15 protein-coding genes are annotated in these 15,760 nt (G+C 34.0%); 12 read left to right on the forward strand and 3 right to left on the reverse strand.

The window, feature by feature from the left end; translation table 11 throughout:
- The first annotated feature begins 419 nt into the window (after positions 1-419).
- From BKP56_RS03235 to BKP56_RS03265, 7 genes are all read left to right on the forward strand, one after another.
- Complete coding sequence (locus BKP56_RS03235; RefSeq protein WP_072693656.1) at positions 420-1,616, forward strand: IS110 family transposase; 1,197 nt, start codon at positions 420-422, stop codon at positions 1,614-1,616.
- A gap of 578 nt (positions 1,617-2,194) precedes the next feature.
- Positions 2,195-2,779 (forward strand): histidine phosphatase family protein, encoded by a 585-nt coding sequence (locus tag BKP56_RS03240; protein ID WP_072693686.1) that lies wholly within the window; start codon positions 2,195-2,197, stop codon positions 2,777-2,779.
- A 75-nt stretch (positions 2,780-2,854) separates the two neighbouring features.
- Positions 2,855-3,256, forward strand: a complete 402-nt coding sequence (locus BKP56_RS03245) for a MerR family transcriptional regulator (RefSeq protein ID WP_091898708.1) — start codon at positions 2,855-2,857, stop codon at positions 3,254-3,256.
- Between the two features lie 71 nt (positions 3,257-3,327).
- Positions 3,328-3,687, forward strand: a complete 360-nt coding sequence (locus tag BKP56_RS03250) for a nuclear transport factor 2 family protein (RefSeq protein WP_072693688.1) — start codon at positions 3,328-3,330, stop codon at positions 3,685-3,687.
- Between the two features lie 116 nt (positions 3,688-3,803).
- Complete coding sequence (locus BKP56_RS03255) at positions 3,804-4,655, forward strand: aldo/keto reductase (protein ID WP_072693689.1); 852 nt, start codon at positions 3,804-3,806, stop codon at positions 4,653-4,655.
- A 95-nt stretch (positions 4,656-4,750) separates the two neighbouring features.
- A complete protein-coding gene (locus BKP56_RS03260) occupies positions 4,751-5,419 on the forward strand; it encodes a flavodoxin family protein (protein ID WP_083540453.1) in 669 nt (222 codons plus the stop codon).
- 15 nt (positions 5,420-5,434) lie between these two features.
- Complete coding sequence (locus BKP56_RS03265) at positions 5,435-6,418, forward strand: aldo/keto reductase (protein WP_072693690.1); 984 nt, start codon at positions 5,435-5,437, stop codon at positions 6,416-6,418.
- A gap of 149 nt (positions 6,419-6,567) precedes the next feature.
- Here BKP56_RS03265 and BKP56_RS03270 read toward each other — a convergent pair whose 3' ends face one another.
- Together BKP56_RS03270 and BKP56_RS03275 are read right to left on the reverse strand one after the other, a co-directional pair.
- On the reverse strand, positions 6,568-7,698 hold the full coding sequence (locus tag BKP56_RS03270) for an FRG domain-containing protein (protein WP_072693691.1): 1,131 nt from the start codon (positions 7,696-7,698) through the stop codon (positions 6,568-6,570).
- Positions 7,699-7,909: 211 nt separating this feature from the next.
- A complete protein-coding gene (locus BKP56_RS03275) occupies positions 7,910-9,100 on the reverse strand; it encodes an IS256 family transposase (RefSeq protein WP_072693692.1) in 1,191 nt (396 codons plus the stop codon).
- Between the two features lie 195 nt (positions 9,101-9,295).
- On the opposite strand from BKP56_RS03275, the gene BKP56_RS13740 reads away from it, so the two are divergent.
- The 5 genes from BKP56_RS13740 (at position 9,296) to BKP56_RS03295 (ending at position 14,448) form a co-directional block, all read left to right on the forward strand.
- Positions 9,296-9,457 carry a hypothetical protein gene (locus BKP56_RS13740; RefSeq protein ID WP_156849208.1) on the forward strand — a complete coding sequence of 54 codons (162 nt, stop codon included), beginning with the start codon at positions 9,296-9,298 and terminating at the stop codon, positions 9,455-9,457.
- A gap of 50 nt (positions 9,458-9,507) precedes the next feature.
- Positions 9,508-10,779 carry a YobI family P-loop NTPase gene (locus BKP56_RS03280; RefSeq protein ID WP_072693693.1) on the forward strand — a complete coding sequence of 424 codons (1,272 nt, stop codon included), beginning with the start codon at positions 9,508-9,510 and terminating at the stop codon, positions 10,777-10,779.
- 132 nt (positions 10,780-10,911) lie between these two features.
- Positions 10,912-12,333, forward strand: a complete 1,422-nt coding sequence (istA, locus tag BKP56_RS03285) for an IS21 family transposase (RefSeq protein ID WP_198033979.1) — start codon at positions 10,912-10,914, stop codon at positions 12,331-12,333.
- Complete coding sequence (gene istB / locus BKP56_RS03290; protein ID WP_072693695.1) at positions 12,333-13,064, forward strand: IS21-like element helper ATPase IstB; 732 nt, start codon at positions 12,333-12,335, stop codon at positions 13,062-13,064. Before istA ends, istB begins: the two co-directional genes overlap by 1 nt.
- 4 nt (positions 13,065-13,068) lie before the next feature.
- Positions 13,069-14,448: a hypothetical protein gene (locus BKP56_RS03295; protein WP_072693696.1), complete on the forward strand. Its 1,380-nt coding sequence runs from the start codon at positions 13,069-13,071 to the stop codon at positions 14,446-14,448.
- Between the two features lie 27 nt (positions 14,449-14,475).
- Here BKP56_RS03295 and BKP56_RS03300 read toward each other — a convergent pair whose 3' ends face one another.
- Positions 14,476-15,648 (reverse strand): IS256 family transposase, encoded by a 1,173-nt coding sequence (locus BKP56_RS03300; protein WP_072693697.1) that lies wholly within the window; start codon positions 15,646-15,648, stop codon positions 14,476-14,478.
- Positions 15,649-15,760 lie beyond the last annotated feature (112 nt).

Raw genomic sequence — 15,760 nt, forward strand, 5'->3', positions numbered from 1 at the left:
ACTAATATCAGTCATTTTCTCTACTTCTGTATAAGAATTTTCTCCAAGTAGCTGCATTGCAAAGCTAACTGTTGTTTCGAATATTTTTTTGGTCTCTCTTCCTTAAATTAGGCTCTTCGTCAAATGGTGTGGATGAGCTAAATTTAGTTAAAATAAAATGGTTCTACGTCAAACATACTAAGATTAGTAGTGTAATATCCACGACGGTGGATATGCACTACTATTTTTTTATATAGTAGAGGTGAAGATGAGGCCGTCAACGTTAGAAGACCATGAGTCTGCATGTCAAACTGGCCCCTTCACTATCCTTGATTGAATCAGTTTGAAGTATGTTGGTCCTTTGAGATCGTCTATAGGAAAGTGGAATCGTTAAGGCATAGTGGAGTACTTCAATTTAATATAGAAAGGAGCGAAAATAAATGAGAGTCATGGCTTTAGATGTAAGTAAAGGAAAAAGTTATGTTGTTATTTATGAAGAAGAATTGTGTGTTGCAGAATGGGAAATTAAGCACAATCAAGAAGGGTTTAACCAACTTAAAAGCCAGCTTTGTAAAGAAACTACTGAAGTAGTTTTTGAAGCTACAGGTGTTTATTCTAAACAGATTGAGTCTTTTTTTAAGACTGAGCGGATTTCGTATTGTATCCTAAACCCATTATTAGCTAAAAAACAAACCGATGGTTTGCGTGGCAATAAAACAGATAAAGTAGATGCACATAAATTAGCACAGTCACATTATCGTTTTGATCGTGAAAAAAAGAATCATCAGACCTCAATCTATTCAGAGATACATGAAGTATCTATTTTGTATGATGAGGTTCACGCTAATCTAATAAAACAAAGAGTACAACTTCACGCCGTTCTCCAACAGTGTTTTCCAGAGATAGAGACGCTGTATTCTAGTAACCTATCTAAATATGCATTAAATATTATTGAGCGTTTTCCTCATCCTGCATATATTAAAGAGTTAAGTAAAACAAGGATAAAAAATATAATTCTCGCAAGCACTAAAAAAAATATCTCAAAAGAAGAAGCTCTACTGAAAGCAGATCAACTAATTCATTTAGCAGATGTATCTTATCCAGCAGTAGATAAAGATCATTTTTTAGTAACTAAAGTTCAATACAGAATTAAGCAGATACAACAGTTATTTGATACAAAAGAACGATTATCTAAAAAAATGATTGAACAGTCAAAAAAGCTTAATGAATTTTCAGTATTAGTTAGTATTCCTGGGATAGGCCCTCTAACGGCCGCGTTAATTATTTCTGAATTAGGGGATATCAGACGATTTTCTACTTCAAATCAGTTGAACGCTTATGTTGGAATTGATATACGCACTCATCAATCTGGAACGATGAGAAAGAAAGACCGAATAAATAAACGTGGGAATGCCCGCGCTAGAAAGATATTATTTTTTACTATTCGAAATATGTTAAAAACTCAAAAAACTGCACCCAACCATATTGTTGATTACTATTATAAATTAAAAAAACAACCTTACTCCAAAAGAGATAAAGTTGCTGTAATAGCTTGCATGAACAAGCTGTTAAAAGTTACTCATTATTTAGTTAATAAAAATGAGTTATATGATTATGCTAAGTCCCCACATAGCTAATCTTTATATTAATAGTATACATGCCTAGCTTGTAAAAAAAAAGCATAACCGCTAGGTTTATTTAGTATGTAAAAAGGTAACTTAATAGGTGTCAACTTGATACAGATATAAATTAATAAGAGTTATGACTTGACTGCACCTAGGAAACAACGTTGGTAGAGAATAAAGTCAAACAGTAATAAATTTTGGTTCTATAATAAATGACGTTGGTAATTTCTCACCAACGTCATTTATTATAGAACCATTATCTAAAAAAAGGGGTAAATAAGTTATTAAAACTTTACTTTTTCTTGGTCTTTTACTGGAATCGAGGTACTACTCCTTAAAACGCAACAAGTTTTAAATTACGTTGCGTTATTTTGCTTTAAATTAAGTATACAAAGAAAACCTTAAATGTAAAAGGTTTTGGACGCAACAATATTATAGATTGTTGCGTTTTTTGCATTTCTCTCGTAAATTATTAAAACGGTAAAAAAAGTAACAGTAAGAAAAAAATTTACAAATATAAATTCTTTTCTCTTGCCTTAAAGTGAACTTCATAGTTTATGATAGAGTTAAAGATGAATGGAGGAATAGACTTGAAGAAAACAGTTTATCTAGTAAGACATGGACAAACTTTTTTTAACAAAATGAAAAAGATACAAGGATGGTCTGATTCACCACTTACTGAAATTGGAATAAAACAAGCCGAAATTGCAAAAGACTATTTTTCAACCAATCAGATTACATTCGATTCCGCTTATTCTTCTACGTCGGAAAGAGCTTGTGATACATTAGAAATCTTAACAGATCAACCTTACAAAAGAGTTAAAGGACTAAAAGAGTGGAATTTTGGGATATTAGAAGCAGAACATGAGTATTTAAATCCTCCGTTACCTTACGGTGATTTTTTTGTACCTTATGGTGGGGAAGGAGAAGAAGCTTTTAAAAAAAGAATAGCTGATACGCTTATGGATCTTGTGCAAAAAGATATAGGAAAAAATATATTGGCCGTATCACATGGAGCTTCTTGTAGACAGTTTATGAGACATTGGGCGCACGAAAGCAGCGTTGATCAGGAAGCGCCACTTGCCAATTGCTGTATTTTAATATTTGAATTCGAAAATGATATTTTTAGATTAAAAAAGATTGTAAATCATGATTATACTGATCTAGGTCTATAAGTTAACGGTAGTAATAAAAATAAAATTTAAGTAGAGTAGGTGGGAAATTTGAAGTCTATTAAAGAAGTGGCAGACATGTTTGGAATCACAACAGATACAATACGCTACTACGAACAGGTAGGCGTTATACCAACAATAACCAGAGGAGAAAATGGCTATCGGCAATTCACCACCCAAGATATAAATTGGGTGTTCTTGGCAAAAAGTTTACGTAGTGCTGGGGTGTCCATTGAATCTCTTATACAATTTACGTTGCTTTCTCAAGTAGAAGGAGACGAAAGGTTAGCTCAAAAAGATATATTAAAAGAACAATTAGTTGAAGTAGATTCAAAACTAGAAGAAATGATGAGCGTTCGTAACCTACTTCAATATAAGATCGATACGTATGACGAACATATAGCACGTATAAATGAAGAGTTTAAAAGTAACGAAAGAGTAGAAGAGTTATGGAATCAATCTTTTCGGGTAAAAAACTAATAAACGACTATATAACGTATATAACGAAAAATCGCTTTACCTTTGAAAAGCTATAAGAGGAGATCTGATCGATGAACAACGTTATGGAAATATCTGAAAAAATTTGGAAAAGCTTAAAAGAAATTGATTCGGATACTTTAATGGATTTGGTGCACTCCAATGCGGTTTTTGTGCACATGGGCGTTACTTTATCAAGAGATGAAGAGATCAACATTATAAAATCTAGGGAAATCATTTACAAACATGTAGCATTTGAAGAAAAAACGATTCACGAATTTGATACGACAGTTATTTTGTTAAATAAAGTAAAATTAACAGCTATTGTAAGTGGAAATGAAGTGATCAATCCCTTTGTAGTAACAGAAATCTATACGAAGATAAATGAAGAATTGAAACTTGCTTCTTTTTCTTATACCAGAATCAACTATTAGTAGATCAGCTATATCAAAAAGAAAAAAACAGGTTAAAAGAGTTGCTTTGAAGTTAACTCTAAGGTGTATAGTGAAAATGTAGTCAAAAATAACTAATTTAAATGGAGGAATTTTATATGAAAACTGTAAAACTAGCCAATGGTGTAGAAGTACCGATTTTAGGATTTGGGACGTTTCAAATCACAGATCCACAAGAAGCTGAGAAAGCCGTAAAAGACGCGATCAAAGCAGGTTATCGTCATATTGATACTGCACAAAGCTATATGAATGAAGAAGCCGTTGGTAAAGGAATCGCTCATTCGGACGTGCCTCGTGAAGAGCTTTTTGTAACGACAAAAGTATGGGTAGATAACGTTAACTATGATGGGGTTATGACTTCTGTAGAACGCTCACTAGAACGATTAGGTTTAGACTATGTAGATCTATTGTTGATTCACCAACCTTATAATGATGTGTATGGAGCGTGGCGTGCAATGGAAGAACTTCAAAAACAAGGGAAAGTTCGAGCAATTGGTGTCTCAAACTTTGGAGTTGACCGAGCTGTTGACTTAGCTGCATTTAATGAAGTGACTCCACAAGTCAATCAAATTGAAATCAATCCTTTCCAACAACAAGCAAAAAATATTGAAGCTTTAAAAAATGAAGGCATTATCCCAGAAGCATGGGCACCATTTGCTGAAGGGAAAAATGATATTTTCAATAATGCAGTTTTAAAAAATATCGGAAATAAATATGGAAAATCAGTAGCACAAGTCATTATTCGTTGGTTAGTCGAGCAAGATATTATTGTACTAGCTAAGTCAGTGAAACCAGAACGTATGGTTGAGAATCTAGCTGTTTTTGATTTTGAGTTAACTGAAGAGGATAAAAAAGAAATGGCAACTTTAAATGAAGGTGAAAGCCAATTCTTTTCTCATTCTGATCCAGAAATGATCAAATGGATGGCTAGTAGAAAAATGGATATTTAAAAAACGTATAGTGACTAACAACAACTTTTATTTATAGTAGAGATTACGGACTTCTTACTAAAATCTTTAGGTTAAATTATGGAAGGAGAACGTTAATGATTAGAAAAAGTTTTGGAGCAATATCTGCTTTTGTTTTTTTATCAGGCTGTCAAATGAACAATCAAACTGAAGAAAGCTCACCGGAAAATGCGTCAACCACAAGTGAATCAGGCAATTTTGGACGTGGAGCTATATCAGACGGAAAAGATACAAATGCAAGCGAAGCACCCACTAGAAAGTTGTCAGATTCAGCAAAATCTATTGTTATTTATTTTTCAAGAAGTGGCCATACAGAAGAATTAGCAAAAGAAATTAGTGAAACAATCGATTCTGATATTTTAGAGCTGCAGGTCAAAGAGCCCTATCCCAGCAACTATGAGGAAACGGAAAATCGGGCAACCTACGAAAGAGATAATGAGTTGTATCCAGAATTATCTACGGGTATACCTGATTTAACACAATATCAGACGGTTATTTTGGGACACCCAATATGGGCAATGACGCTGGCTAATCCTATGGTGACATTCATACAAGGATATGAAAAAGAACTTGAAGGAAAAATAGTCACTTCCTTTTCTACCAATGCTGGATATGGTTCAGGAGATACGTTTCAAAGGTTATCAGAACTACTTCCAAAATCCAATATAGAGGAAGTTTATACCGTTGAAGATAGAAATGCAGATGAAGACAAGGATAATCTTAATAGATGGCTTTCAGATTTTTAGAAAGGAAGATGATCAGTGGAGAAGCGTACATTAGGAAATAGTGGGTTAGAAGTCTCGTCTCTTGGGCTTGGTTGTATGGGAATGAGTCATGGTTACGGAAAAGCTTCAGACAAGAAAGAAATGATCTCTCTAATCCATGCAGCACTTGATCGGGGCGTTACTTTTTTTGACACAGCCGAGGTATATGGTCCATATGTGAATGAAGAGTTACTAGGGGAAGCACTTGCTCTGTTCAAAAAACAAGTCATAATCGCAACTAAATTTGGTATTCAGATGGCAAACAATAAACAGGTGCTAGATAGTAGCCCAGAACAAATCAAGAAATCAGTTGAAGGATCACTTAAACGTCTAAAAGTAGATACGATTGATCTTTACTATCAACACCGTGTAGATCCCAATACTCCAATTGAAGAAGTGGCTGGTGTGTTGCAAGACCTGATTAAAGAAGGGAAGGTAAAACACTGGGGGCTTTCTGAAGCAGGTGCTGAAACGATTCGTCGTGCACATGCTGTTCAACCCGTCACAGCTGTTCAAAGTGAGTATTCCATGATGTGGAGAAGCCCTGAAAAAGAACTATTTCCTACTCTTGAATCGTTAGGTATTGGGTTTGTACCGTTTAGTCCTTTAGGAAAAGGATTCCTTACGGGAAAAATCGATAAAAAAGCAACATTTAATAATGACGATTTTCGTAGCCTTGTTCCTCGATTTGAAGTAGAACATATGGAAGCTAATCAGGTACTCATTGACCTTATAGGAAAATTTGCTGCAGAAAAAGAAGCAACATTACCTCAAGTTGCGCTTGCTTGGGTACTTGCCCAAAAACCATGGATTGTCCCTATTCCTGGAACTAGAAAATTAGAACGCTTAGAAGAAAATCTTGCCGCTTCAGAGGTTCAACTAACTCAGAATGAATTGAGTGAACTGAACAATGCTCTTTCGAAAATCGAAATTTCAGGGGAACGTTACCCTAAAGAATATGCGAAAAGAGTAGGAAAATAACAAGTATAGTAGTAATTTCGATAGTCACAAATAAAAAAAGAATCCTATTTTTAAATAGGATTCTTTTTTTGCATGCAACATTAATCAGTATTGTTGCGTTTTTTTCAAGGTTAAAATAATTAGGAACGATTTTTTAACGGTTAGTATTTTCAAAATTGTTTCTCGGCTAAATACTTCGCTGTATTATCATGATCTAGAAATAACGTTTTTCTATTTATTCCTATTCTATCCAATTGTTTTAAAATAGATAATTTATCATTAATTTTAAATGTATGATCTTTCATAATGTGTTGAGTAATTATTGGTCGTTTTCTTCCAAATTTTGAAAATAATTGATAGAAAAATAACCCATTTTGAACTTTCATTCTATCAAAGGATATTTCAGATTGATACAAAACAGGTGGGATAACTGGTTTAGGAATCATAGAGTAGTCTTTACGTTTATGAAAAGTAACATGAGTATCTAAAGTGAAAAAACAATTATCATAACGGTTTATTAAAAATATCCACCAAAATCCATAAGTAAATTCTCTACCAAAGCTATTATGGGTTGTGTTTGTATAAAAGTAGAAACTATCTGATTTATTATCGTAGTACCGCACACTTTTATTTAATTCAGAAAAAATGACTTCCTCTTTTTCTAAATCACAAATAATACTTTCTAGATTTGACTTATAGATTTCTTCTAATTTATATGTCGATTTTAAGTGATTTCGTATATTCAGTATTATTTTCTCACTAAAAGTTTGACCAGTTTCTATGGTGTAAATTTTTTTCAACAAATCTGTTAATAGATACACTACTAAATCGTATGTTTCAGGTCTATTTTCTTCCAAAAATTTTAAGAAACCTTCGTATTTATCAATTGTGCTAAGTCCAAAGGGACGATCTATGTAGTTTTTCGGCAGTATATCAAAAGGAATACAGTTATTTCTATCAAATACATGGACGTATCCTGTTTTTATAGGTAGATTGTAAGCAGTGGAAAAGTAAAGTGCTACTAAAGGGTTTGTAGTTATATCAATTAAAGGTGTAGGCAACCCATGGTGTTGTGAATATGCCAAAAAATTGTCTTTTTCACTTTGACTCAGTTCATGTGCTATTTCTCTATAATAATCTTTGCGCAATTTTTCAGAGTCGTAATATTGACCTTTATGTGATCTCAATACACTAGCTGTTATTTCCTCATGATAATCACTTTCTCCACGAAAAAGAAATTTTTTATCACCTAGATTATCTATTTCTGTAATGTACTGTTGAACCGAATATATTTCTATCATTATTTCCTCCATCAGAATTTCAGTTTTTTATTCGTTTAGTGTGACCTATCAACATAAAAGCGCTTCAGTCAAGTTCTCCAGTTATTATAATTCAGGTTAAGTCTATTGATACATAATTGAAGCTATTATACCAATATTTTTCTGTAGTAACGATAGAGTATAGAGAGCGTCAAGAAGTTTGTGTAAATAAAAAGTTCCTTCTGTAAAAAACTTATCTTTCTTCTAGTTCTCCAAACATTTCCCAAAGTTCTGCTTCAGCTTGTTGGAAACCGCGGTGGCTTCGAGTTAAAAATTTCTGATTGTACAGATCAAAATTTGAGACTAAAAAGCGATCCATAGATTCTTCATTTTGAAATTGCTCTTTACGCCGACTGTATTTTTTAATTTGTTTGTTAAAAGACTCAATCAAATTAGTGGAGTACAAGCTTCTTCGGATTGAAGCAGGAAAGTCATAAAAGGTCAGTAAGCTATCGTTCTCTAAAATAGATTTGGTTACTCTAGGGTAGCGGGTGTGCCACTTCTCTGTGAAATCTAGTCGAGCTTCGATTGCTTTTTCTCGTGAGTCCGCTTGGTAAACAGCTTTAAAGTCTTCGCATATGTCTCTTCGATCTGCTACGCGTACTTTACTGGCAAGATTGCGAGAAACATGCACACAACAGTGTTGATACGCTGCACTGGGAAATACTTGATGAATGGTATCTTTAATCCCTTTAAGCCCATCAGTCACAAAGAGGAGAGCGGACTGAACGCCTCGACTTACTAAGTCTTCTAGTAGCTCTTTCCAAGTTATGGTCGATTCATTCGGTGCGATGGCATAACCCAGTACTTCTTTAGCGCCGTCTGGACGGATGCCTACGGCAATATGAATGGCTTCTTTATCGACGGTTTTACGTTTTAAAGGAATATAGGTTGCGTCCAGATAAATAGCGGCATAGTGCTTATTTAGTGAACGCTTTTTAAAAGCAGCGACTTCTTCAGAAAAGACTTTCGTCATATTGGACATCGTCTGTGGCGTATAATGATGGCCATACATTTTCTCAATTAGATCGGCAATTTCGGACATCGTGATCCCCTTTCGAAAAAGATGGATAATCGTTTCTTCCAAGGTCTCATTGGTTCGCTTATAGGCTGGGAAAGTCTGTTGTTTAAATTCACCATTCCGATCACGTGGAATCTGAAGCTGAAGTTCGCCGTATTCGGTTTTGACCTTACGATCATAGGTGCCATTCCGAGAGTTTCCTGAATGGAAACCGATCCGATCATATTTTTCATAATCCAAAAAGGCAGTCAATTCTGTTTTTAAGAGGGTGTTAACGGCTAATTCTAGATGAGAACGAAAACATTCGTTTAAATCACCTTTTGTGGCTAGAGTCTGTAAGATATCTGTAGTAAGATTGTTCATAGGGAAGTCCTCTTTTCTGTGAATGTAGTGTGGTAACTCTATTCTACAGAAGGGACTTCCTTTTTTCTATTTACACAAGATATTTTACACTCTCAGAGTATACCCTATTGGTACTTAGTTTAAGCAAATAAATTAATGTTTTGATGTATAATAATATTTAGAAGTAAATCCTAAGTAAAAAAGAGGGTGTTATAAGTGGATGATAAATACATAGAAAGAATAATGTCTTGGAGAGGTATGTTTAAAGGACTGATAATTTCAGAAAAGGAAATAGAGACACTGAGTCAAAACAAGTCTGAAGCAGACACAGGTAACAGTAAAAAAATAAAGAAAAAAAGTATATTTTTGAATCATTAGGTCCAGTTAATGATGTTGAGTTAGGTAAATACGAAGACGCTCTTAATCAAATGATGGAAGATGATAGTATTTACAATGTAGGATTAACTGGACCCTATGGTGCAGGAAAAAGTAGTATAATTGAAAGTTACAAAACAGAGAATGAACAAATGAAATTTATTCATGTAGCTCTTGGTAAATACGATACTATTGATGATGATAGCAATTCACTAGTATTAAATCAACAAGAAGTAACTCCAGAAATGAAATCGGTTAACCAAAAAATAAGTGAAGCTCCTACTCAGCCTTTTAAAGAATTCAAAGAAATAGAAGGTAAAATTATTAATCAGCTACTGCACCAGGTTAATGTTAAAAATGTTCCTCAAGCTTTTACTAAAGTTAAAAAGAACAATTCAGTTAGAAAAATTATTGTGTGGGCGATTATAGTACCGTTAGTGCTCGCATTCTCAATTTTCTTATTAAGATTTGACGATTGGGCTGCTTTCGTACAAATCAATCACATGAATTTGCTGTACCGTACAATCAATCCTTCTTTAAGGGTGTTTGCTGCTGCTGCACTTTTGGGGCTGATTGGGTATTTAACTTATGTTTTTGGAAGTGCTCAAATCAACAGATCGTTAATCAGAAAGGTTTCAATTCGTGGGAATGAAATTGAGCTTTTTAAAAATAGTGAAAATTCTTTTTTTGATGAGCATTTAAACGAAGTAATTTATCTATTTGAAAATAGTGGTGCAGATGTTATCGTATTCGAAGATTTAGATCGCTTTGGAAGTACTGATGTATTTAGAAAACTTAGAGAACTTAACCAGCTAATAAATAAAAGAAAGCAAGATGATTTAGCAGGAAAAGACACTCATAAGAAATTAGTGTTTTTATACCTCATAAAAGATGATATTTTTGTATCAAAAGATAGGACAAAATTTTTTGATTTAATTATTCCAGTAGTACCAACTGTTAGCTCGTCTAATTCTTTCAATAAGATGATGGAAATTTTTGGATCAATTAAAGAAATTGATAGAACTTTTTTGAGAAACTTATCATTTTATATTGATGATATGAGGTTAATTAAAAATATTTTTAACGAGTATACGATATACGATAGTGAAATTAATACGTCTTCATTAGATCAAAATAAATTGTTAGGTATGGTAACATATAAAAATATTTTCCCTAGGGATTTTTCTCAATTGCAATATGGGAAAGGATTTATTTATTCGATTCTAAATAATAAGCGAGATACTTATGATCAAGAAAAAAGTATTATAGATAGTGAAATTTTTAATCTGGAAAGTGAACTAGAAGAGTTGTGTATGGCAGAATAAATATGTAGAATAGTGCAAGAAAAAATCCATAACTCGGGCCAAATAAAATAGCCCATTGCTTCCACCCATACCATTCGCCTAAAATGGAGTTTGACTAAGAACTTCAGAAAGGCGTGGGAAAGGATGCTCACAATGGACCAAATTTATTCTATCAAAAAAATGAGAAATGAAGAAGGCTATTCTTTAAATAAAATTGTCACGGAAACCGGTTATGATTGGCGTACAGTTAGAAAATACGCAGATCACGATGTTCTTCCAAAAGAAAAAAACAGTAAAAAGCGCGGAATGATGTATACGAAAGGGTTTGAAGGACAAACCTATGGAGAAATCGTTGATCATCTATTATTCGAAGATAGTAAGGAAAAGAAAAAAGATCGACGATTGAATAAAGGAATCCACCGGATTCTAAAGGAACAGTACAAGTTTGAAGGTAGTTATCGTCTCGTTTGCCAGTATATTAAAGATACGCACAATGAAGTAAAAGAATATAAGCAGTATGAGCGTTTGGAACACCCACCGGGAGAAGGTCAATTAGATTTCGGAAATTACCGTGTATCTTATAAAGGCAAAATAAAGAACATCAAACTATTGGTCCTTACCTTCCCTTATTCCAATCGAGCCTTTGCGGTAGCTCTTCCTAGAGAAAACAAGGAGTGCTTTTTAAGTGGTCTGAAGTTTTTATTCAAACTAGCGGAGGGTGTTCCTAAGGCACTTCGGATAGATAATCTGGCCGCAGCGGTTGTTCAGTCTCGAGGAAGAGGAAAAGAAGCCATCTTCACGGATGACTTTAATCAATTCGCTGCTCATTACAGATTTGAACCGATTGCCTGTAACCCTTTTTCCGGACATGAAAAAGGATCTGTAGAAAATAAGGTCGGTTATATAAGGTATAACTTTTTTGATGATATTCCTGAATTTCACTCTTATACGCCTTTTAATGATTGGTTGAATCAAAAACTCGAAGAAGATAGTGCTCGTATTCATTATCAAGAAAACTTTTTGATTAGTGAGTTATGGGAAGAGGAGCGAACTCAGTTGCTTGCTTTACCTGAAACGGCTTATCCCGTATTTAAGTATAAAGAAGTTAAAACAAATAAATACGGAGAAATCAGATTAGACGATCAATCCATTCATATACCAAGAATCGGTCGTAACCGAAAGGTTATCTTACAACTGTTCTGGGACCGATTCAAATGTGTTGATAGAATGGGAGAGATAATCTATGAAGGACCTCGTCCTTATATGGACGAATCTCAGGAAATTGATTGGATCGAAGTCTTCAAGACCTATCGTCAAAAGCCGAGATTAATTATCCATTCTAAGTATCAAAAGTTTATCCCACAAAAAATCAAAAGCTATCTGTTAGAAACTAGCTTAACTGAAAGAAAGACGCGTACAGATCAAATGATTTCCTTACTTGAGCTTTATTCTCTATCGGAGATTGAAGAAAAATTTGTGGAGATCGTCCTACAAACAACAGAATTCGTTGAAAAAGACGAGTCCTCTTCTCTCATGATCTATGATGCTTTATCTCCGAAAGTGAGGGCCAAATAATGGAAAACGAATTGAAACAACTGTGTAAACGTATGCGACTTGCGTACGTTTATGATTACGTTACTGAGGAAAATAAATCAGAAGGTTTATACGAAGAGCTATTAAACTGCTTGAAGTATGAACAGCGAGAACGGGAACATGCAAAAGCCGATCGGCTTATTCGTAAAGCAGGATTCAAATCGACTAAACCCATCAGTCAATATGAGTGGCATGATCAGATAGGGATTCCGTCCTCAACGAGTCGTGAGGAACTCATTACCCTAGATTTTTTACACCGCAGAGAGAACTTGATTTTAGTAGGGACTCCTGGGACCGGAAAAACAACATTGGCTACAGCACTAGGCATAGAAGCTTGTCGAAATGGAAAAGATGTCCAGTTTTATCGTGTAATGGACTTAGTCGATAAATTACAAAAAGCGTCCCATCGAGGGACGCTAGCACGAACCAGGAAAACAATTCTCAAATGTGACCTACTTATTTTAGACGAACTAGGCTACTTACCTTTTGATAAAGAAGGTGCAGAATTACTATTTCACTTAATATCAGATTTTTACGAAGAGAAAAGTTTGATTATCACAACGAACCTGGAATTTAGCTCTTGGAGTAAAGTGTTTCAAGATTCAAGATTGACCAGTGCACTAGTGGATCGGTTGATTCATCACGCTCATATCTTCACTTTTGCGGGCACAAGTTACCGGTATACCAATGCTTTGTCTCAATTAAGAAATTAACTAAATGGGAACTGCAAAGTTATGGATAAATTTCCTGCACTCTTATGGATTTTATTCTTGCAAAATACAAGAGTTGGAATCTAGTTCACTAGTTTCTTTCGATAGACTAAAAGAAACTCATTTGACAACAGAAAGCATTTTAGTTGATGGTGAATCTGAAGATACGTACCCCACAAGAATGGAGTACGTACGAAAAGTACTTGAAGGAAAGAATTTATCAAAAGTAAAATTAAAAAAATATCAAAACTATAGTAATCTGTACACCAAATCTTCAGAACCTATTTCACTCGAATCGCTTTTGAAGAAAATGGGAGATACACCTGAATATCAACAAGATAAAAAAATAGTGGAAGATATAAAAAATGGAAAAAAAGTAATAGTTAGTTCTAAAATTCAGGATTTAAAAATAAAAAAAAAGCAAGTAGAGACGCAACCTCTCTCAGAGGTCTTTGATAGTAATCATTTTGAAAAGGAACTCCAAGGACACGAGGATATAAAGAATAGCGGTTACTATGATTTAATATTATTTCTACTAAGCAACGGTTATATAGATGAAAATTATGAGGATTATATGAATTACTTTTATCCAAACGATTTAAAAAGGGAAGACAAATTGTTTGTAAGAAACTTACTTTCATCTAGTAAAGGTGACCCAAGTAAAAAGTTAAGAAATATAGAGTCACTTATTGAGATATTGAAGAATGAAGATTATAAAAAAGTTGGTATTCTTAACTTTAGTTTATCTGAGTACATTATAGACAAGAAGATGGAAAACCAGTTTTCTACAATATTATCTGTGGCTAGACAAAACCATAACTATAAATTTGTACTAGATTTGTATGAGAATCTCTTAAAATATAATGACGAAAAAGGTACTGAGAATATACTATTTTTTACTGTGACTTTGTTCTCGACTTGGAAAAATTTCCTTTCCTACGCAATCAAGAAATATGAAAATAAGGGTATAAGTGAAGAAAGAGATAACTTGTTGAAAGATTTGGTGTTTGACGGATTAATCTATTTGAATAGCGATAACGAAGCCTACGAAAAAGAAAACTCAATCTTAGTAGAGTTTATTAATCAAAATAGCTCGTTATTAGAAAACGTCTCCGAGGCAACATGGAATCAGTTTAGCGAAAACGGAATTACTAAACTTGAAAAAATGGAAATTAAATTAACTAAAATTAATCATGAACAAATGTACAATAAGTTGTTTAAGTCAATAATTAAGAATGATTTGTATGAATTTAATTATGAAAATATTGAGGAAATTGCTCTATTTGAAGGAATAGTACCAGACAGATCAGGTATTGGGAAGTTTAAGCACGAAAGTTTAACTCGATTAATGAATTCAGAAAACAGTCAAGTCCATAATCCTGTGTAAAATACTATACAACGTTTCTATTGTTTCTTACTTGCTAAAATTTATATACTTTCTTGTAGAACTAATCCATTCTTCATGCAGGTCCATAAGAACTGCCCCAATCAATCGATTGGCTGAAGCATGATTTGGAAAGATTCGAATGATCTTTTCTCTTCTGCGAACCTCTTGGTTTAATCGTTCAAGAAGATTGGTACTTTTTAGTCGATTGTGGGAGTTACCTAGGACAGTATATTGAAAGGCATCTTCGAAGCCATTATCTAAGGTCTCGCAAGCTTTTGTGTATTTCTTTTGGTCGTAGTATTCTTCAACCAGACGATTTTTAGCTTCTCGTGCTAAATTAATATCCGTAAACTTGAAGATAGCTTTTACAGCTTCTCTAAAAGGTTTAGAATTCTTCTTAGGAATTGTTGTAAAGATATTTCTTAAGAAGTGAACTTGGCATCTCTGCCAACTTGCGTTGGTAAAGGATTTACGAATCGCAGATACTAAGCCTTTATGAGCGTCAGAAATAACGAGTTCTACACCTTGTAATCCTCTTTCTTTTAAGTATTCAAAGAAGTTAGACCATGTGTTATCACTCTCTTCATTTTGAATCATGAAGCCAATAATTTCACGATCGCCATCTTTGGTTATTCCAATCGCAATGTGACAACTCTTAGAAAGTACTCGATTATCTTCTCTAATCTTTATGTACAGGACATCAGTCATCAAGTAAGGATAGTTTATATCTGAAAGCGATCGATTTTGCCATTCATTGACCAGAGGGTCTAACTGTTCAGTCAGACTAGAAACAAAGGACTTAGAAACTGATTTACCACATAACTCCTCAACAATCTTAGAGACTTTACGTGTTGAAACGCCTGAAACATACATCTCAAGCATTGAAGCAAGCAGCGCCTTTTCATTTCGCTGATACCGCTCAAACACCGTCGGTGAAAACTCACCATCACGTGTTCTAGGTACTCTTAATTCAAGTGTACCAACGCGAGTCGTAAAGTCACGCTCGTAGTAGCCATTTCGTTGACTCTGACGACTTTCAGATCGTTCATAGTCATCAGCTTTAATGTATTCTGTTCGTTGGTTTTCCATCAACTGATTGAAAACTGTCGTTAAAATATTTTTAGACACATCATCTTTAACGGAATGTTCAATAATACTTTGAACCTCTTCGTTGTTCAGTGTAAAATGTACTTGGGTCATGTAAAGTCCTCCTGGGTATGTTTTTAATGGTTAAAAACATTGTACCGTAAAAGGGCTGTTACATGGCCTTTTAACTTTTACACAATTATATGGACTTTATCCAATGGTAACA

Source organism: Marinilactibacillus sp. 15R (genome assembly GCF_001895285.1).
Classification (GTDB): Bacteria; Bacillota; Bacilli; order Lactobacillales; family Carnobacteriaceae_A; genus Marinilactibacillus; species Marinilactibacillus piezotolerans.

Coding starts and splice junctions, on each gene's coding strand:
- BKP56_RS03235 (WP_072693656.1), top strand. CDS start 420: ATGAGAGTCATGGCTTTAGATGTAAGTAAAGGAAAAAGTTATGTTGTT.
- BKP56_RS03245 (WP_091898708.1), top strand. CDS start 2,855: ATGTTTGGAATCACAACAGATACAATACGCTACTACGAACAGGTAGGC.
- BKP56_RS03250 (WP_072693688.1), top strand. CDS start 3,328: ATGAACAACGTTATGGAAATATCTGAAAAAATTTGGAAAAGCTTAAAA.
- BKP56_RS03255 (WP_072693689.1), top strand. CDS start 3,804: ATGAAAACTGTAAAACTAGCCAATGGTGTAGAAGTACCGATTTTAGGA.
- BKP56_RS03260 (WP_083540453.1), top strand. CDS start 4,751: ATGATTAGAAAAAGTTTTGGAGCAATATCTGCTTTTGTTTTTTTATCA.
- BKP56_RS03270 (WP_072693691.1), bottom strand. CDS start 7,698: ATGATAGAAATATATTCGGTTCAACAGTACATTACAGAAATAGATAAT.
- BKP56_RS03275 (WP_072693692.1), bottom strand. CDS start 9,100: ATGAACAATCTTACTACAGATATCTTACAGACTCTAGCCACAAAAGGT.
- BKP56_RS03280 (WP_072693693.1), top strand. CDS start 9,508: ATGATGGAAGATGATAGTATTTACAATGTAGGATTAACTGGACCCTAT.
- istA (WP_198033979.1), top strand. CDS start 10,912: ATGGACCAAATTTATTCTATCAAAAAAATGAGAAATGAAGAAGGCTAT.
- istB (WP_072693695.1), top strand. CDS start 12,333: ATGGAAAACGAATTGAAACAACTGTGTAAACGTATGCGACTTGCGTAC.
- BKP56_RS03295 (WP_072693696.1), top strand. CDS start 13,069: ATGGGAACTGCAAAGTTATGGATAAATTTCCTGCACTCTTATGGATTT.
- BKP56_RS03300 (WP_072693697.1), bottom strand. CDS start 15,648: ATGACCCAAGTACATTTTACACTGAACAACGAAGAGGTTCAAAGTATT.